Source organism: Qipengyuania sp. SS22 (assembly GCF_025736935.1).
Classification (GTDB): Bacteria; Pseudomonadota; Alphaproteobacteria; order Sphingomonadales; family Sphingomonadaceae; genus Qipengyuania.
Genome location: NZ_CP107048.1, coordinates 1,855,965 through 1,873,102, shown reverse-complemented (window position 1 = coordinate 1,873,102; position 17,138 = coordinate 1,855,965). Strand labels below are relative to the sequence as shown.

Sequence of the window (17,138 nt, the reverse complement as noted above, 5' to 3'; positions counted from 1 at the left end):
AGGGGGCGGTTCGCCTAGGCGCGCGGCCCTGTAGGTGGTCGCTCGCAGGGGCGGCCCTTTTTGCTGGTCCGAATCACTCGAGCCGGCAGCCAACCGAAATCTTTTGTAAGGACGATCCGATGAAGCGGACATTCCAGCCCTCGAACCTCGTGCGTGCACGCCGTCATGGTTTCTTCGCCCGCAAGGCTACCCCGGGTGGCCGCAAGGTCCTGCGCGCCCGTCGCGCCCGTGGCCGCAAGAACCTCTGCGCGTGATGTGACGCGTCGCGCTTCAGGCGCGGCGACAATCACAGCACACTGGCGGGCTCCCATTCGGGGGCCCGTTCGCGTATCTGCCATCCATGCATCCGAGCCTCTCCGTCATCCGCAAGCGCGCGGACTTCCTCGCGGCGAATCGCGGGCTGCGGGTCGCGCGCCCCGGCTTCGTGCTGCTCGCGCGGCCCAATGACGGGCAGGGCAAGCGCTATGGCATTACCGTCACCAAGAAGATCGGCAATGCGGTGGTGCGCAACCGAATGAAGCGCCGCTTTCGCGAATTGCTGTGGGCCGCGCTGCCCGAAGCCGGCCTCGTGGATCACGATCACATATTGATCGGCCGCGAGGGCGGGATTGAACGCCATTTCGACGCCCTGCGCGCGGAACTTGCCGCCGCGCTCGCGCGCGCCGCTGAGGGCAAGGGCGACCGTCCGCGCAAGCCGCGCCACAATCGCAGCCGCCGCGCATGAAATATCCGCTGATCTGGATCGCGCGGGCGTGGCAATTGGGGCCGAGCCTGCTGCTGCCGTCGACCTGCCGTTACCATCCCTCATGCAGCCAGTATGCGATCGAGGCGCTGGGAAAATACGGCGCGATCAAGGGTGGATGGATGGCCTTCAAGCGTATATTGCGCTGCAACCCCTGGGGCGGCCACGGCCACGACCCGGTGCCCTAGTACTGTCTTGACAGGCTAAGACACCACCCCACATTCTGACTTTCGACCGGACAAAGACGGGACCGACCTTGGACAACCATCGCAATCTGATCCTCGCCATAGTGCTTTCCTTCCTGCTGTTGCTGGGATGGACCTCGGCGATGGACTACCTTTACCCGCAGCCCGAACAGGCGCTGGTGGAGGACCGGGCGGATACGCCGAGCGAACGGGCGAGCCAGGCGGCAGACGGGGCGGCAACGCGGCATTCGCGCACCGGCGGCCTCGTCGATCCGGCGATGCGCGCGCAGGAAGTGGCCGATCTGAAGACCGCGCTGGCCAGCCCCGACCGGCTGCCTATCGACGCACCGCGCGTGGCGGGGTCGATCAACCTGCGCGGCGGGGTGATCGATGACATCGTGCTCAAGGGCTATAACGAGACCACCAGCAAGGATAGCGAGCCGGTTCGCATCTTCTCGCCGAGCGGCACGCCCGCGCAGCAATTCGCGCAATTCGGCTGGGTCGGTTCGAACCTCACGGTTCCCGGCCCGCAGACCTTGTGGGAAGCCGATGGCGATGTCCTGACCGCCGACACGCCCGTCACGCTGACACATGACAATGGCGAAGGGCTGACCTTCGCCATCCGCTATTCGATCGACGACAAGTTCATGGTCACCGCCGAACAGTCGGTTGCCAATAGCGGCGGCTCCCCCGTCGTCATCCAGCCATTCGGCCTCGTCAATCGCACCAGCCGCACCGCGAGCGAGGATCTGTGGATCGCGCATTCGGGCCCGATCGGCGTGTTCGGCGACAGCGCCGATTACGATGTCGATTACGACGATCTCGACGATGACCAGCGGATCTCGCCCGAAGGCCGCACCAGCTGGGTCGGTTTCACCGATATCTACTGGCTCGCCGCGCTCGTCCCGCAGGACGATACCGCGCCCGAAACCACCTTCCGCGCGCTGGGCGACGAAACCTATCGCGCCGACATGATCTACGAACCGAGCAATCTGGCTGCGGGACAGGCATACACCGTCACCTCGCAGCTCTATGCCGGGGCCAAGGAAAGCGTGATCCTCGACAGCTATGAGGATGCCGGCCTGCAGAAATTCGGTCTCGCGATCGACTGGGGCTGGTTCCGCTGGTTCGAAAAGCCGTTCCTGTGGCTGCTGCGCACTATCTACGACGCGGTGGGCAATTTCGGCATCGCCATCATCTGTCTGACGATCATCGTGCGCGGGGCCATGTTCCCGATCGCCCAGAAGGGCTTCGCCAGCATGGCCTCGATGAAGGCGATCCAGCCAAAGATGAAGGCGCTCCAGGAGCAGTACAAGGACGACAAGCCCAAGCAGCAACAGGAGATCATGGCGCTCTACAAGAAGGAGAAGGTCAACCCGGTCGCGGGCTGTCTGCCAATGCTGCTCCAGATCCCGGTATTCTTCGCGCTGTACAAGGTGCTCTATCTCGCGATCGAGATGCGTCACCGCGACTTCCTGTGGATCACGGATCTGTCCGCGCCCGATCCGGCCAATCTGGCCAATGCGCTGTCCTATGTCGGGATCGAGGTGCCGCAGTTCCTGATGATCATCTTCGGGCTCGGGGTGCTCGGTGTCCTGCTCGGCTTCACCATGTGGCTGACCTTCAAGCTCAACCCGAGCACGCTCGATCCGATGCAGCAGAAGATCTTCGACATCATGCCGTGGATCCTGATGTTCGTGATGGCCCCGTTCGCCGCGGGCTTGCTGCTCTACTGGGTGACCTCGAACATCCTTACGCTGGCGCAGCAGAAATACCTCTATTCGAAGCATCCGCAGCTGCGCGCCTCGATCGAAGAGGACAAGGCGAAGAAGGCCGCCGAAGCGGCCAAGGCGGGCTCGTGACCGAAGCCGAAGCTGCCGAACAGGCCGCGCTCGAACGGCGCGCGGGCAAGCTGTTCTCGGGCCGGGTGGATTTCCTCCTCTCGGCGCCGCAGCTCAAGTTCCTGCCCGAACCGACCGTGCCGGAGATCGCCTTCTGCGGGCGCTCGAACGTCGGCAAGAGCTCGCTGCTCAATGCGCTGACCGGGCGCAAGTCGATCGCACGCGCCTCGGTCACGCCGGGCCGCACGCAGGAACTCAACTTCTTCGAAGTGGGCGAACCGACGCTGTTCCGTCTCGTCGACATGCCCGGCTACGGCTTCGCCAAGGCACCGGTCAAAGTGGTCGAGAAGTGGAAGAGCCTCGTGAAGACCTATCTGCGCGGCCGGCCCGTACTGGCCCGCACGCTGGTGCTGGTCGACGGCCGCCACGGCCCCAAGGATGTCGACCGCGAGATGATGACCATGCTCGACGAAGCCGCGGTGGGCTACCGCGTCGTGCTGACCAAGGCCGACAAAATGAAGGCCAGCGAACTCGCCAAGGTGATCGAGGCGACCGAAGTCGAAGCCCGCAAACACGTCGCCGCCTATCCCGAAGTGCTCGTCACCAGCGCGGAAAAAGGCATGGGCATCGGCGAACTGCGTGCGGCTGTGCTGGGGGACGCGGGGGTTTAGATCAGGTTCGGACGATCGTCGTCGTCGATCGGCTACCGTCATTCATCGTGCAGGTCTCTTGCAGTTTACGGTAGTCTGCCTCAATCCGCGCGACACACCGGCCGTGCCGACCGATGTTGTCGCTGTAGCTGTAGCGAACCACGGTTCCTTCGATCCGACCCTCGGCTCGGCCGTGGATGGGTTCCTTGAAGCCCGGGATAGGGGTGCCTTGGGTCACGAAACTAAAGGCATTCCCGTTTTGCGTGATCCGCAGGATCGTACCATAGCCATCGACCCATTCACCCGTAAGGTCGCTGTTGGACACGCGTTTTGCAGTCTGCTGCGTAGTTTGCACTGGTAGGCTGGTCGCTGCGCGCGACACGGTGCGAGTGGCCTGCGTCAAGTCTTCTTGGCTCTTCGACACTTCCCGTATCGCGGTTTCAAGGACTTGCGTTGGCGCCTGAGACTGCTCGCTGGCCTGTGTAAGAGCTCGGTTCGCGGTTTCCAGGCTGCGGTTGGTGTCACCGAGTACTGCCTCGGTCCGCTTGAGTTCGACATTGGCCTTTTCGAGGCGCTCGGAAAGGCTGAATATGTAGAAGATGGCAATGCCCGCGCCGACCAGTGTGGCAAGGATGCCAAGCGCGAACATCGGCAGCACAGCCTTGCTCGATTGGCCGAGTTTCTCGGTTAGATTATGTAAGGATTCCAGATCGTCTTCGGAAAAGCGGCTGGTCATTTCCCGGACTCAACTTCTGCGAGCCGTTGGATGATCGACGAAATCAGGTCGAATGACTTGTTGAGGAAATAGGAAACCCGTGCGGCGGATGCGGCGATCAAGCCAGTGGCTCCAAAAATCAGCGAAAGATCAAGCGCGCCGACCCCGTCGTCGTTGATGAGCCGAACGATGGCGATGACCAATAGGATGAATGAAATCAAGGCGCTGACCAGATAGAGATAGCGCTCGATCGCGAACATTCGCATCAGACGTTCGAGCGCGTCCAACGTACGGTTTACCAAGTCGTTGCTGTTCGACACAACAATGCCTCCCCAAAGAAGGCAATAATGCATAATATGGGGCAAATTGAAAGAGCGGGTGATTTCGGGAGATTTTGACTGCCGCGCTGGGAACGACTTTTCTTTCAGGTTGCGCACATAATAATCGCCTAACTCGCAAACAGCATCGCGTCGTCGGCGAAGGCTTTCATCTCCAGCGCGTTGCCGCTGGGATCGCGGAAGAACATCGTCGCTTGTTCGCCGGGCTGGCCCTTGAAGCGGATGGTGGGTTCGATGGCGAACTCCACGCCCGCCGTGGTCAGGCGCTCGGCCAGGTCCTGCCAGTCACCCATCGCCAGTACGATCCCGAAGTGCGGCACCGGCACGCCGTGACCGTCGACATGGTTGCTCGCGCGGTCGCCCGCCTGGCCGGGGGCGCGATGCGCGACGATCTGGTGGCCGTAGAAATCGAAATCCACCCATTCCTCGCTCGACCGCCCCTCGGTGCAGCCCATGATCGCGCCATAGAAGCGGCGCGCTTCGGCAAGATCGTGGACGGGGAAGGCGAGGTGGAAGGGTCTGAGCGACATATCTACTCCGTCGCCCCTGCGGAGGCAGGGGCCTAGACAAGCTCGCTTGCTGGCACATCGGATGCGGATTGCAAAGCGCGCTGCGGGGCGGACAGCTTATCTGGATTCCCGCCTCTGCGGGAATGACGAACCGGGGCCGGGCGGCCTTGTCCGTTCAGTCTCGACAGTGCCGGGCCGGGCCTCTACCGCCGCCCCACGCAAGGTGGGTGCACACATGAAGCTGATCATCGGCAATAAGAACTATTCGAGCTGGAGCCTGCGCGGCTGGCTCGCGGCCAAGCAGTCGGGTCTATCGTTCGAGGAAATCACCGTCCCGATGTTCGGCAAGCAGTGGGATACGCTCAAGAGCGAGGATGGCGGCACGCAGCCCTCGCACGGCAAGGTACCGATCCTGTGGGACGAGGAAGCGGTGGTGTGGGACAGCCTCGCGATCCTCGAATATCTCGCCGACAAGGTCGGGCGCGACCGCTTCTGGCCCAAGGACGCGGTGGCGCGCGGCATGGCGCGCTCGATGGTCGCGGAAATGCATTCCTCCTACCATGCGCTGCGCGGCGAATGCCCGATGAATGTGCGCAAGCAATTCGAAGGCTTCACGCCGAGCGAGGCTTGCCGGCAGGACATCCTGCGCATTCTCGGGCTGTGGGCGGAGGCGCGGAGCCGCTTTGGCAGTGGCGGACCCTTCCTGTTCGGCACGTTTGGTGCGGCAGATGTGTTCTTTGCCCCCGTCGTGTCACGGTTCATCAGCTACCAGATCGCCGTGCCCGGCTTCGCCGCCGCTTATATGCAGGCCTTGTGGGAGCATGAGTGGTTGCAGGCATGGATCGAAGCATCGGAAAGCGAAGAATGGGTCATCGAGCAATACGAAACGGTTGGCTGAGCGCATGCGCCGCGCTGGCGGCGCTGGTGCTGCCCGCGCAGGCGCAGGCCTGGGGCTTCTATGCGCACACGGTCACCGCCGATATCGCGATCGAGAACGTGCGCCCCGAAACGCGCGAGCGAATCGCGCGGCTGCTCAAGGCCTCGCCGCTGCTGGGCACGCCCCAGTGCGATCTGGCGAGCCTGCAGGATGCGAGCGTGTGGCCCGATTGCCTGCGCGGCCAGTACTGGCGCTGGGGCTACACCTTCGCGTGGCATTACCAGACCGAGCCGGTGACCGAGGAATACAACGCGCGCAAGAACTGCTCGGGCTTGGGCTGCGTCAGCGCGCAGGTCGAGCGTAACCAGCGTATCCTTGCCGACGAGAGCCTGCCCGACAATGTCCGGGTCGAAGCGCTCGCCTTCCTCGTCCATTTCATCGGCGACATTCACATGCCGCTGCATTCGGGTGATCATGACGACCGCGGCGGCAACGACCGCGAGGCTGCCTATGGCATCGTCCCGGGGCTCAATTTGCACCGGGTGTGGGACGGCCCGCTGGCCGAACGCGCGATCAGCGGCAATCCGCCGATCGCGCGCCGCTATTCGGCCGCCGAGCGCGCCGAACTGACGGGCGGCAATGCGGCCGACTGGGGCCGCGAGAGCTGGCAGATCTCGCGCGATTTCATCTATCCCGAGACCTTCGGCTGCGACCCGTGCGAGGGCGAACTGCCCAGCGAGACCGCACTGTCGCAGGAGCTGATCGAACGTTCGGCCCCGATCGCGCGGCGCCGCGTGCTGCAGGCGGGGCTGCGCATGGCGGAATATCTCGACCGCGCTTTCGAGCCGGGGCCGCTGCCCGAAGAGGCGCGCGACTAGGGCAGGCGCTCGGTCGGATAGCGGGTGCCGTCCTTGTGGGCATAGCCCTCGGCATCGAAGACCATGTCGATATCGGGATATTCGCCCGAATCCACTTCATTGCTGCCACCGCTGACGACCACGAAGACGCAATCGGCAGCGGAGCGGTTGTGCAGCCGGTGGCCATTCTCGACCCCTGCGGCCCATGCAACGACATCGCCGGGGCGGATCACGACCTCGCCCGTATCCTCGATCAGCACGGCCTCGCCTGCGAGCATGACCAGCAACTCGTCCTTCTGCCGGTGCCAGTGTCGCTGCGAGGAGAAGGCATCGGGCTTCAGCACGACATGGCTGGCCCCCAGATGGGTCAGCCCCGCCACAGGTCCCAGCCGGCGGTACCAGCGCCCCTGCACTTCGGCATCGTAGGGGGCGGGGTAACCGGTCGCTTTGGTCTGGGGGATCGCGTCGAGATCGAGCTTGGGCATCGCTGCGCACTCCTGCTAGCGGACACAGCATGACTGATGTTCTGGATCTCGCCAAGCGGCTAATGGCTGCCCCCAGCGTCACCCCGGCTACCGGCGCGGTGTTCGATGCGATGGAGGCGATGCTCGCCCCGCTCGGCTTCGCAGTGACGCGGTTCACCCGCGGCGCCGGGGATGTGGGCAGCCCCGAGGCGCCGGTGGAGAACCTCTTCGCGATCCGCCGCGGGCCCGCAGGCTCGAAGCACTTCGCCTTTGCCGGGCATCTCGACGTCGTCCCCGCCGGTGGCGGCTGGACCAGCGAGGCCTTCGATCCCGAAGTGCGCGGCGAACTGCTCTATGGGCGCGGCGCGGTGGACATGAAGGGTTCGATCGCCTGCATGGTCGACGCGGCGGCCAATGTGCCTGCCGAAGCGGGGACGATCAGCTTCATCATCACCGGTGACGAGGAGGGCCCCGCGCTGCATGGCACGCGCGCGCTGATCGATTTCATGCGCGAGCACGGCCACCAGCCCGACCTGTGCCTTGTCGGCGAACCCACCAGCGTCAACCGGCTGGGCGACATGATGAAGATCGGGCGGCGCGGTTCGGTCAATATCTGGCTCGAAGTGCGCGGCACGCAGGGGCATGTCGCCTACCCGCACCTGGCCGACAACCCGATCCCCAGGCTGGTCGCGATGCTCGCCGAACTGGACGCGCTGGTGCTCGACGAAGGCACCGACTGGTTCCAGCCGAGCAATCTCGAAGTGACCGAGATCGACGTGCCCAACGATGCGCACAATGTCATCCCGGCACTGGCCAAGGCACGCGTCTCGATCCGTTTCAACGATACGCATTCGGGCGCGTCGCTGTCGGAGAAGGTCGGCGGAATCGCGGAAAAGCACGGCGGCACCGCGCTGCCGATCATCAGCGGCGAACCGTTCCTGACCCCGCCGGGCACATTCAGCGACACCATCGCCGCAGCGGTGAAGGCGGAAACCGGGGTCGATCCCGAACCCTCGACCACGGGCGGCACCTCGGATGCGCGGTTCCTTCGCGCAGTGTGCCCGGTGATCGAATTCGGACTGGTCAACGCGACCATGCACAAGACCGACGAAGCGGTGGCGGTCGCCGACCTCGCGGCGCTGAGCCGGATTTACGCGCGGATCGCCCGCGACGTGCTCGCCGGGTGAACGGGCGGCCCCTCACAAGGCTTTGCAAGCCGCAATAACTGCGGCATGAATCCGCGCGCGGCAGTGCCGCTCGCAAAGACGACAAGATAAGGGGTTGGGGATTTGCTGAAGACCTGGTTCGAGATTCCGCTGTGGCAGCGCGTGATCACTGCGCTCATTCTCGGCGTGCTCACCGGCTGGGCCTGGGGTCCGGAGGCAGAAAGCATCAAGTGGATCGGCGATTTCTTCATCAAGTCGATCAAGATGCTGGTCGTCCCGCTGATCTTCTTCAGCCTCGTTTCGGGTGTCGCCGCGATCGGGGACTTGCGCAAGCTCGGCGCGGTCGGTGGACGGGCGATGCTGCTGTTCGTGGTGACCGGGCAAATCGCGGTCTGGCTGGGGCTGGGCCTCGGCACGCTGGTCCAGCCGGGCGCGGGGCTGGATACCGATGCGATCCAGAAGGGCGCAACGCCCGAACCCAACGAGACCTCCGCGGTGGACATGATCCTCTCGATCGTGCCCGAAAGTCCGGTTCAGGTGATGGCCGATGTCGCGGTGCTGCCGCTGATCGTGTTCAGCATGCTGATCGGCATCGGCATCCTGATGGCGCGCGAAGACGGCGTGCCGGTGCAGAAGGTGTTCGATAGCGGCGCGGTGATCATGCAGAAGGTCACCATGATCGTGATGGAGCTGACCCCCTTCGGCGTGTTCGCGCTGATGGCGTGGGTGGCGGGCACGCTGGGCCTCGATGCGCTGGTCAGCCTCGCCAAGCTGGTCGGGCTCAACTACCTCGGCTGCCTGCTGATCATCACGCTGATCTACGGCAGCATGATCAAGTTCCTCGCCAAGCTGCCCGTGCGCGACTTCTTCCGCGGTATCCTCGACGCGATGGCGGTCAGCTATTCGACCGCCAGTTCCAATGCGACGCTGCCCGTGACGCTGCGGTGTGCGGAGCGCAATCTCGGCGTCTCGAACTCGGTGGCGAGCTTCGTCATCAGCCTCGGCGCGACGATCAACATGAACGGGACCGCGATGTATCTCGGTCTCGCCACGCTGTTCGGCGCGCAGATCTTCGGGGTCGACCTGTCGATGGGCGATTACTTCCTCATCTCGATCCTCGCCACGCTGGGCGCGGTCGGCGCGGCGGGTATTCCCGGCGCGGGGCTGATCATGATGGCGCTGGTGTTCGGCGCGGTCGGCGTGCCGCTCGAAACGATCGCCTTCGTTGCCGGCGTGGACCGGATCATGGACATGATGCGCACCACCACCAATGTCAGCGGCGATGCCGCGGTAGCGACCACGGTGGCGGTGATGACGGGCGAGATCGACAAGCGTGAGATGATCTCCGCGGACGATGTCTAGCTGGGCGGAACTCAGTCCCTATTCCCGTGCGCTGCGCTTATCCCTAGGTTTGATAGCGCTGGCTCCGCTATGGTTTGGGCTTCCCACAATTTTGGATAGTTTGGGCGTCGAAGCTCGGAATCGCGAGCCTGTGCTCTTTGCGTTTCTCATCATATTTGGAATGGCAAGCCTCGCTTCTCTGCTGATCCGATGCCGAAACTGCGGACGATCACTCTTCGTGAACGACTACCTTTGGGGAGTTGTCACATTGCCCGGTCCTGTGCCTGCGAAAGTTTGTTCGAAGTGCGGAACTGATCAGACAAGGGCAGTTGATTAAGGCCCCTTGGGCTTCTCCAGCGCCTTCTTGCGATAGCTGCACAGATCGGCCACCGGCCAGCGCCAGCATTCGTGCGTGCGCGCCTTGCAGATGTAGCGGCCGTGCAGGATCAGCCAGTGATGCGTGCCCAGCCGGAAGGGCTGCGGCACACGCTTTTCCAGCTCGGCTTCGACCGGCTCGGGTCTCGTCGGGATTGGCGTTGCGATCTCCGTCAGTAATCCACCAATTGCGGTTCACGCCGCGACCGGTTGCAGCTCCTCTTGCTCCGGTTCGGCTCGGTCACCCGCGATTGCAGCCAGCCAAAGCGCGCCGATGTGCCGGTCGAGCTCGGGCGGATCGAACGGATCCAGCCCCGAGCCCGGATAGAAGGTGACCTCGCCGAATTTCGGCTCGCCATCGATCTCGTAGAAATCGATCCGCGCAAAGTCGAAGGACCGCGCCAGCGTTTCGGCCGCAGCCAGCATCCGGTCGAGATTGGCCGGGGGAGGCGAGGGAAGTTCGTCCGGCATCGAGACCTGCGCCCATGCCCGGTCATACAGCGTCCAGCGGTGATTGCGCCCACGGTCGAGATGCACCTGCACGAGGCTGGCCCGGCCGCCGAAGACATAGATCTTGTAATCGACCGGCAGCCGGTCGCCGCTCCCGAGGAAGGGTTCGACGATGTAGCCGCGCGGGAGGTCGCGATAGGCCCATTCGTCGAGCCACAGGCCATAGGGCCTGCGCGTCCAGCGTGCAGCCCGGCGCCGCGCCGCCCGCCAATCCGCAGCGTGATGGCAGACCACGTTCTGGTTGCAGCCATGGCTGGCCTTGAGGATGAAGGGGAAGGGCGCGGGCGGGTGCTGCGGCAGCACGCTCCCGGTCCAGCGCGTGGGGATGATCCATCGTTCGCCCAGCATTTTGGCCGCCTGGTGCTTGGCAGAGATCTTGTCGACCCACACTGGCAGCAGGGGATTGCGGTCCTCCAGCTTGCGCTGCTGCACCAGCTCGGTGAAGCGGCGCGGCTGGCGCAGGTCGGGCCAGCGGCGGTGACGCCACAGATAGGTGAGCCCGATCCGGACCTTGGGCACGGGCAGGAGCCAATGCGGGAGGGAGGGCAGCTTCCGCAGGTCCATCGTCAGTGATACGCCGGTCGCAGGTTTGCGTTCCGCACGGCGTGAACCGGAAAAGGGGGCGGGAGCCGTTGCACCTAGCGCCCCCTGGGCTTCTCCAGCACTTTCTTGCGATAGCTGCACAGATCGACCACCGGGCAGCGCCAGCATTCGGGCGTGCGCGCCTTGCAGATATAGCGGCCGTGCAGGATCAGCCAGTGATGCGCACCCAGCCGGAAGGGCTGCGGCACGCGCTTCTCCAGCTTCGCTTCGACCTGTTCGGGCGTCTTGCCCTTGGCCAAACCCGTACGGTTGCCGACGCGCAGGATATGCGTGTCGACCGCGAAGGTCTCCTGCCCGAACCAGCAATTGAGCACGACATTGGCAGTCTTGCGTCCGACGCCGGGCAGCCGGACGAGGTCCTCGCGCGTATCGGGCACTTCGCCGCCATATTCGTCGACCAGCAGCTGGCTGAGCGCGATGACGTTCTTGGCCTTGGAGTTGAAGAGGCCGATGGTCTTGATGTGCTCCTTGAGCCCGTCTTCGCCCAGTTCGAGCATGCCCTGCGGTGTCTCGACTTCGCGAAACAGCGCCCGCGTCGCCTTGTTCACCCCCACGTCGGTTGCCTGCGCGGAGAGCGCGACCGCCACCACCAGCTGATAGGCATTGCCATATTCCAGCTCGGTCTCGGGCGCGGGGTTGTCCTCGGCGAGCCGGCGGAAAAACTCGAATATCTGGTCCTTGGTCATAATCTGGCGGTCATTCGGGGATCGAGCCTTCGATGTCTTCCAGCGCGCGGGCCATCGCTTCGCGGCGGCGCTGCATCGCATCGCTGAAGGCGGCGGCGACGATGCCCGTCGGCAGCGCCACCAGCAGCACCCCGCCGATGGCCACTATCGAACCGATCAGCCGCCCTGCGGTGGTTACCGGATAGACATCGCCATAACCGACCGTGGTCAGCGTGATCACCGCCCACCACAGCGCACGCGGGATCGAACCGAACTGCTTGGGCTGCAGGCTGCCCTCGATCCAATAGAGCCCCGCCGCGCCCAGCAGCACCAGCACCAGCGCCAGCGTGGCGCAGACGATCAGATCGTAGCTGCGTTCGCGCAGCGCGGCGCCGATTTCGCGCATCGCGGCGGAGAAGCGGCTGAACTTGAGGATCGAGACGATCCGCAGCAGCCGGATGACGCGCAGCACCGCAGCATTCGCAATGAAGAAGGGCGCCATGCTCACTGCGACCACGATCAGGTCGATGATCCCGATCGGCGACAGGATGAAGCGCCAGCGCTTGGCCCAGGCGGAACCCGGCCCCTCTCGTTCGGGCGCGGCATAGATGCGCCCGAGATATTCGACGAGGAAGATCGTGCCGAAGACAAACTCGGCGATCAGGATTTCGCGCTGGTAGGGGATGCGGATCTGCGGCTCGGTCGCCACGATCCCCACCAGCAATGCCAGCAGGATCGTCCACACCACGAAGATGTTGAGCCCCGTCAGCCGGCCGTTCGGCCACGAGCCGATATGCAATTGCCGGTGCAGGCGGGCGCGCAGGGTCACAGGCTCAAATCCCCAGCACCTGGTCCATCGAATAGCGGCCCGGATCGCGCCCGATCATCCATTCGGCCGCGCGCACCGCGCCGCGGGCGAAGATCGAGCGGTTCTCGGCGCTGTGCGACAGGGTGATGCGTTCTTCCTCGCCCGCCAGGATCGCGCTGTGCTCGCCCGCCACGGTGCCGCCGCGCAGGCTGGCGAAACCGATCGCGCCTTCCTCGCGCGCGCCGGTGTGTCCGTCACGTCCGCGTTCGGAATGGCCGGCGAGGTCGATCCCGCGCCCGCTGGCCGCAGCTTCACCGAGCAGCAGCGCGGTTCCGCTGGGGGCATCGACCTTGCGCCGATGATGCATCTCGAGGATTTCTATATCCCAATCGGGCCCGAGCCGTGCGGCGGCCTCGCGGACCAGATGCGCAAGCAGCGTCACGCCGAGAGAGGTATTGCCCGTCTGCAGCACCGGCACTGCGCGTGCAGCGTCGTCGATCGCGGCGTGATGCCGCTCCTCCAGCCCGGTCGTGCCGATCACCAGCGGCACGCCCGCACCGATCGCGGCATGGAGGTTGATGCACAGCGCGCCGGGGGTCGAGAAATCGACCAACACCTCGCTCGCATCGGCCAGCCCCGCCGCGTCGCCGCCCTTGTCGATCCCGCCCGCCAGTTCATGCCCGCTTGCACCGATCACGGCGGCAAGCGCATGGCCCATGGCGCCTTCGCACCCGATAATCCCGATCTGCGCCATTGTTTCCCCTATCGGCCACGGTTCATGGCCGGTCTTTGACTTGCCCTACCGCATCGCTACTTGAGGGCAAATGACCGATATGCGCAACATCGTGATCCTCACCGGGGCCGGCATCTCCGCCGAAAGCGGGATCGATACCTTCCGCGATGGCGGCGGCCTGTGGGAACAGCACCGGGTCGAGGACGTCGCCACGCCCGAGGCGTTTGTGCGCGATCCCGACCTCGTGCTGCGCTTCTACGACCAGCGGCGCGAGGCGATCCAGGCCAAGCAGCCCAATGCCGCGCATGAGGCGATCGCGCGGCTCGATGCGGAATGGGACGGCGAGCTGCTGGTGGTGACGCAGAATGTCGACGATCTGCACGAACGCGCCGGCGCGCGGCGCGTGCTCCATATGCATGGCACGCATCTCAACGCCTGGTGCACTGCCTGCGACACCCGTTCGCGCTGGACCGGCCCAATGATCGACCGCCCGCCATGTCCCGCTTGCGGCAAGCCCGCGCTGCGGCCCGATGTCGTGTGGTTCGGCGAGATGCCTTACGAAATGGAGCGTATCCATGCCGCGCTGTGGCAGGCGGATCTGTTCGTCTCGATCGGCACTTCAGGGGCAGTCTACCCCGCGGCGGGCTTCGTCCAGGACGCCCGCGAGATGCGCGTGCGCACGCTCGAGCTCAATCTCGAGGCAAGCATGGGATCGCGCTGGTTTCACCAGTCGCGCCATGGCCCGGCGACGCAGGTGGTCCCCGAATGGGTCGCGGAAGTCCTAGGCGGCTGACCCGCAGGCGCTACACGCCGGGTCCTTGGTGATGGTGAAGCTGCGCATGCCGGGCTTCAGCCCGTCGAGCAGATGGACCCGGCCCCAATCGGCCTCGCCCAGCGCGCTGACCCCGTCGAGCAGGATGCGCACTGCCTGCAGCGCCGCGAAGGTCGCCACCCAGCCGGCCATCGCGCCAAGCATCCCGTCTTCGGCGCAGGTGTCGCAATCCTCCGCATCGAAGGCATCGCCGACGAAGCAGCGGTAGCAGGGCTGGTTGGGAAGGTGTCCGGCAAAGGCACCGACCTGCCCCTGAAAGCGACCGACCGCCGCCGAGAGCAGTGGAACGCGCTCGGCCACGCAGGCATCGGCCACCGCCAGCCGGGTGGCGAAATTGTCGGTCCCGTCGAGAATCAGATCGGCATCGACCACCAGTTCGTGCGCATTGTCGCGCGTGATCCGGCGGTCGCTGATGGAGACATCGAGCGCGGCATCGAAGCCGGTCACCCAGCGCTTGGCGATCACTGCCTTGCCATGGCCGACATCGCGTTCGTTATACAGCGTCTGGCGCTGGAGGTTGCTGGCATCGACCCGGTCGTCATCGACCAGCGTCAGTTTCCCGATCCCCGCGCCGGCGAGATATTGCAGCGCGGGCGAACCGATCCCGCCGAGGCCTACCAGCACCAGATGCTTGCCCGCCAGTGCGACCTGCCCCGCGCCGCCCACTTCGGGCAGCACGATATGCCGCGCGAACCGGTCGAGGCGGCCGGGCGGCAGGCTCATTCCACTTGATCCTCGGGCTCGGGCAGCCGCTCGCGGCGAAAGCCGTGCATGCCGTGCCACCATTGCAGCGCGATCACCGCGCCCTTGGCGGGCTGCAGCGTAGCCAGCATGAAAATCACTGCCAGCGGCAGGATGATGGCGAGGATTGCCATGCTAGACAGCGCGAAATCGCTCGCCAGAATGATCAGGACCGGCGCGAGCAGATGGCCGGTGACGAAGATCGAGACATAGGCCGGAAAATCGTCCGCGCGCTGGCCCGAGATATCGAGGCCGCAGGCGGGACAGTGGTCATGCGGTTTGAGCCACCGGCGGAACATCCGCGCTTCGCCGCACCGCGGGCACCGGCATCGCGCGCCGCGCCACAGCGCAGCACCGAAGGAGGCGGGCAGGGCGATATCGGCGCGCGGGGCGGCGGGAGGTGTCTGCGGCATGCAGGCTCTTTGGCGCGCGGGATGGCGCCTGTCGACAGCTCTGTTCACAGAGCTGTCGAAGCAGTGTGAATGGGGTGGGGAGGAAATGCGCGCGGGGGCGCGCTTATCCCGTCAGCTTTCGAGCTGCCGGAGCAGGCTGCGCACATCGCCGTCCATATCGGCATCGCGCTGGCGCAAATCCTCGATCAGCCGCACTGCGTGGATCACGGTCGAATGGTCGCGCCCGCCGAACTTGCGCCCGATTTCGGGATAGCTGCGCGGGGTGAGCACTTTCGACAGATACATCGCCACCTGCCGCGGGCGAACCACGGCGCGCGCGCGGCGCTTGGAGCTCATCTCGCTGCGGTCGATCCGGTAGAACTGGCACACGGTGCGCTGGATCTCGTCGATGGTGATCCGGCGGCGGTTGGCCGACAGGATGTCGGTCAGCTGTTCCTCGGCCAGCTGGAGCGAGACTTCCTGCCCGGTCAGCTGCGCATAGGCGATCAGCTTGTTGAGCCCGCCGACCAGTTCGCGGATATTGCGCGTGATGGTGCGGGCGAGGAAGTCGAGCACGTCCGCGGGCACATCGAGCGGTGCGAAACGCGTCAGCTTGGAGGTGAGGATCTTCTTGCGCAGTTCGATGTCCGCCGCCTGGATATCGGCGACGAGGCCCATCGACAGCCGGCTGAGCAGGCGCGGTTCGACCCCGTCGAGCGCTTGCGGTGCGCGGTCGGCGGCGAACACCAGCCGCTTGCCTTCGGCGAGCAGCGCATCGATCGTGTAGAGCAGTTCTTCCTGCGCGCTGGCCTTGCCGATGATGAACTGGATATCGTCCACCAGCAGCAGGTCGAAGCTGCGCAGCCGGGCCTTGAATTCCAGCATCTGGTTGGCTTTCAACGCCTGGACGAACTCGACCATGAAGCGCTCGGCGCTGCAGTAGAAGATGCGGCTGCGCGGATGCGCCTGGAGGAAGGCGTGACCCGTGGCGTGCAGCAGGTGCGTCTTGCCCTGGCCGGTAGCGGCCTTGAGATAGAGCGGGCTGAACTGCGGTTTCTCGGTGGCGCCCATGCGCTGCGCGGCGTTGAACGCCAGCACATTGGCTTCGCCGGTGATGAAGGCGGCGAAGGTGAGGCTGGGGTCGAGTCCGACCGAGCTGGTGAATCCGGTATCGCCAAGCGTGTCGGCACCGATCGCCATCATCGAGGTATCCGCCCCGTCATTGGCCGGGCGGCGCCCGTCCGAATGGAGGCGCAAATCGGCGACCTGGCGGCGGCCGGGATGGACCTGGATACGCACGTCGCGCACTTCGCTGCGCGCGATCTTCCACGCCAGGCTGAGCCGGTCGGCAAAGCGGTCCTTGACCCAATTGGCGCTGAATTCGGTGGGCAGGAACAGGTCGAGTGTACCGCTGTCCTTGTCGATCCCGCCGACCTGGATCGGCTTGATCCACTGGCTGTGCAGCTGGTGACCAAGATCCTTGCGCAGGCCCTGGCTGATATCGGCCCAGTCCGCCGCCAGGTTCACCGCCTCTTGATCTTCCATGAAATCGTCCTGTGCCTTGCGCGAACCAATGTCTGATGCCTTACGCATTCTTGTATCATCCCCCGGTGAACGCCGCGGCGCCACTCGTTTGCTTCTAACATTGGCAAGGCCGGGCACAGCATCGCCTCACTCCGGAATCGGTGTATCCGAAGGTCGCCCTCGCTCGTCGATAATCTAAAGGTCCGGGCTGTCCCGCCCCGAACCGAGAGCCATTGTGTAGGTCGCTCGCCGGATGAGTCGCAAGGGGGA

The 17,138-nt window shown here is 64.9% G+C and carries 21 protein-coding genes and 1 pseudogene; 10 read left to right on the top strand and 12 right to left on the bottom strand.

Annotated elements, in window-relative coordinates; translation table 11 throughout:
- Positions 1-119: 119 nt before the first annotated feature.
- The 5 genes from rpmH (at position 120) to yihA (ending at position 3,439) form a co-directional block, all read left to right on the top strand.
- Positions 120-254, top strand: a complete 135-nt coding sequence (gene rpmH, locus N6L26_RS09275) for a 50S ribosomal protein L34 (protein WP_006833929.1) — start codon at positions 120-122, stop codon at positions 252-254.
- A gap of 86 nt (positions 255-340) precedes the next feature.
- Positions 341-724, top strand: coding sequence for a ribonuclease P protein component (rnpA, locus tag N6L26_RS09270; RefSeq protein ID WP_263605305.1), 384 nt, complete (start codon positions 341-343; stop codon positions 722-724).
- Complete coding sequence (gene yidD, locus N6L26_RS09265; protein WP_263605304.1) at positions 721-930, top strand: membrane protein insertion efficiency factor YidD; 210 nt, start codon at positions 721-723, stop codon at positions 928-930. Before rnpA ends, yidD begins: the two co-directional genes overlap by 4 nt.
- A 68-nt stretch (positions 931-998) precedes the next feature.
- On the top strand, positions 999-2,789 hold the full coding sequence (gene yidC / locus N6L26_RS09260) for a membrane protein insertase YidC (RefSeq protein ID WP_263605303.1): 1,791 nt from the start codon (positions 999-1,001) through the stop codon (positions 2,787-2,789).
- Positions 2,786-3,439, top strand: a complete 654-nt coding sequence (gene yihA / locus N6L26_RS09255) for a ribosome biogenesis GTP-binding protein YihA/YsxC (protein WP_263605302.1) — start codon at positions 2,786-2,788, stop codon at positions 3,437-3,439. Before yidC ends, yihA begins: the two co-directional genes overlap by 4 nt.
- A gap of 1 nt (position 3,440) precedes the next feature.
- Here the strand turns inward: yihA and N6L26_RS09250 are convergent, their stop codons facing one another.
- From N6L26_RS09250 to N6L26_RS09240, 3 genes are read right to left on the bottom strand one after another with little or no spacing between them, the layout of a single operon-like run.
- The gene (locus tag N6L26_RS09250; protein WP_263605301.1) at positions 3,441-4,154 is read right to left on the bottom strand and encodes a hypothetical protein; all 714 of its coding nucleotides are present in this window, start codon (positions 4,152-4,154) and stop codon (positions 3,441-3,443) included.
- Positions 4,151-4,570 (bottom strand): hypothetical protein, encoded by a 420-nt coding sequence (locus tag N6L26_RS09245; RefSeq protein WP_263605300.1) that lies wholly within the window; start codon positions 4,568-4,570, stop codon positions 4,151-4,153. The genes N6L26_RS09250 and N6L26_RS09245 overlap by 4 nt, the downstream gene beginning before the upstream one ends.
- Positions 4,571-4,581: 11 nt before the next feature.
- Positions 4,582-5,001: a VOC family protein gene (locus N6L26_RS09240; protein ID WP_263605299.1), complete on the bottom strand. Its 420-nt coding sequence runs from the start codon at positions 4,999-5,001 to the stop codon at positions 4,582-4,584.
- Positions 5,002-5,215: 214 nt separating this feature from the next.
- Between N6L26_RS09240 and N6L26_RS09235 the strand changes: the two genes are divergently transcribed.
- Positions 5,216-5,878: a glutathione S-transferase family protein gene (locus N6L26_RS09235; protein ID WP_263605298.1), complete on the top strand. Its 663-nt coding sequence runs from the start codon at positions 5,216-5,218 to the stop codon at positions 5,876-5,878.
- Complete coding sequence (locus N6L26_RS09230) at positions 5,845-6,735, top strand: S1/P1 nuclease (protein ID WP_263605297.1); 891 nt, start codon at positions 5,845-5,847, stop codon at positions 6,733-6,735. Before N6L26_RS09235 ends, N6L26_RS09230 begins: the two co-directional genes overlap by 34 nt.
- Here N6L26_RS09230 and N6L26_RS09225 read toward each other — a convergent pair.
- Complete coding sequence (locus N6L26_RS09225) at positions 6,732-7,199, bottom strand: cupin domain-containing protein (RefSeq protein ID WP_263605296.1); 468 nt, start codon at positions 7,197-7,199, stop codon at positions 6,732-6,734. The genes N6L26_RS09230 and N6L26_RS09225 overlap by 4 nt on opposite strands.
- Before the next feature lie 29 nt (positions 7,200-7,228).
- On the opposite strand from N6L26_RS09225, the gene dapE reads away from it, so the two are divergent.
- Positions 7,229-8,365 carry a succinyl-diaminopimelate desuccinylase gene (gene dapE, locus N6L26_RS09220; RefSeq protein WP_263605295.1) on the top strand — a complete coding sequence of 379 codons (1,137 nt, stop codon included), beginning with the start codon at positions 7,229-7,231 and terminating at the stop codon, positions 8,363-8,365.
- Positions 8,366-8,467: 102 nt separating this feature from the next.
- Positions 8,468-9,706 (top strand): dicarboxylate/amino acid:cation symporter, encoded by a 1,239-nt coding sequence (locus tag N6L26_RS09215; RefSeq protein ID WP_263605294.1) that lies wholly within the window; start codon positions 8,468-8,470, stop codon positions 9,704-9,706.
- Positions 9,707-10,018: 312 nt separating this feature from the next.
- Here N6L26_RS09215 and N6L26_RS09210 read toward each other — a convergent pair.
- The 5 genes and pseudogenes from N6L26_RS09210 to dapB form a co-directional block, all read right to left on the bottom strand.
- Positions 10,019-10,204: pseudogene (locus tag N6L26_RS09210) on the bottom strand (endonuclease III domain-containing protein); the annotation flags it as partial.
- Positions 10,205-10,255: 51 nt separating this feature from the next.
- Positions 10,256-11,134: an ATP-grasp fold amidoligase family protein gene (locus N6L26_RS09205; RefSeq protein ID WP_263605293.1), complete on the bottom strand. Its 879-nt coding sequence runs from the start codon at positions 11,132-11,134 to the stop codon at positions 10,256-10,258.
- 74 nt (positions 11,135-11,208) lie between these two features.
- Positions 11,209-11,859 (bottom strand): endonuclease III, encoded by a 651-nt coding sequence (gene nth / locus N6L26_RS09200; RefSeq protein ID WP_263605292.1) that lies wholly within the window; start codon positions 11,857-11,859, stop codon positions 11,209-11,211.
- A 10-nt stretch (positions 11,860-11,869) separates the two neighbouring features.
- Positions 11,870-12,667 carry an ion transporter gene (locus N6L26_RS09195; protein ID WP_318173596.1) on the bottom strand — a complete coding sequence of 266 codons (798 nt, stop codon included), beginning with the start codon at positions 12,665-12,667 and terminating at the stop codon, positions 11,870-11,872.
- Between the two features lie 4 nt (positions 12,668-12,671).
- Positions 12,672-13,400: a 4-hydroxy-tetrahydrodipicolinate reductase gene (dapB, locus tag N6L26_RS09190; RefSeq protein WP_263605291.1), complete on the bottom strand. Its 729-nt coding sequence runs from the start codon at positions 13,398-13,400 to the stop codon at positions 12,672-12,674.
- Positions 13,401-13,470: 70 nt separating this feature from the next.
- Between dapB and N6L26_RS09185 the strand changes: the two genes are divergently transcribed.
- On the top strand, positions 13,471-14,172 hold the full coding sequence (locus N6L26_RS09185; RefSeq protein WP_263605290.1) for an NAD-dependent deacylase: 702 nt from the start codon (positions 13,471-13,473) through the stop codon (positions 14,170-14,172).
- Here the strand turns inward: N6L26_RS09185 and N6L26_RS09180 are convergent.
- The 3 genes from N6L26_RS09180 to dnaA form a co-directional block, all read right to left on the bottom strand.
- A complete protein-coding gene (locus N6L26_RS09180; protein ID WP_263605289.1) occupies positions 14,161-14,934 on the bottom strand; it encodes a HesA/MoeB/ThiF family protein in 774 nt (257 codons plus the stop codon). The two genes, N6L26_RS09185 and N6L26_RS09180, sit on opposite strands and share 12 nt — an antisense overlap.
- A complete protein-coding gene (locus N6L26_RS09175; protein WP_263605288.1) occupies positions 14,931-15,365 on the bottom strand; it encodes a DUF983 domain-containing protein in 435 nt (144 codons plus the stop codon). The genes N6L26_RS09180 and N6L26_RS09175 overlap by 4 nt, the downstream gene beginning before the upstream one ends.
- Positions 15,366-15,476: 111 nt before the next feature.
- Positions 15,477-16,937 (bottom strand): chromosomal replication initiator protein DnaA, encoded by a 1,461-nt coding sequence (gene dnaA / locus N6L26_RS09170; RefSeq protein WP_253522099.1) that lies wholly within the window; start codon positions 16,935-16,937, stop codon positions 15,477-15,479.
- Positions 16,938-17,138 lie beyond the last annotated feature (201 nt).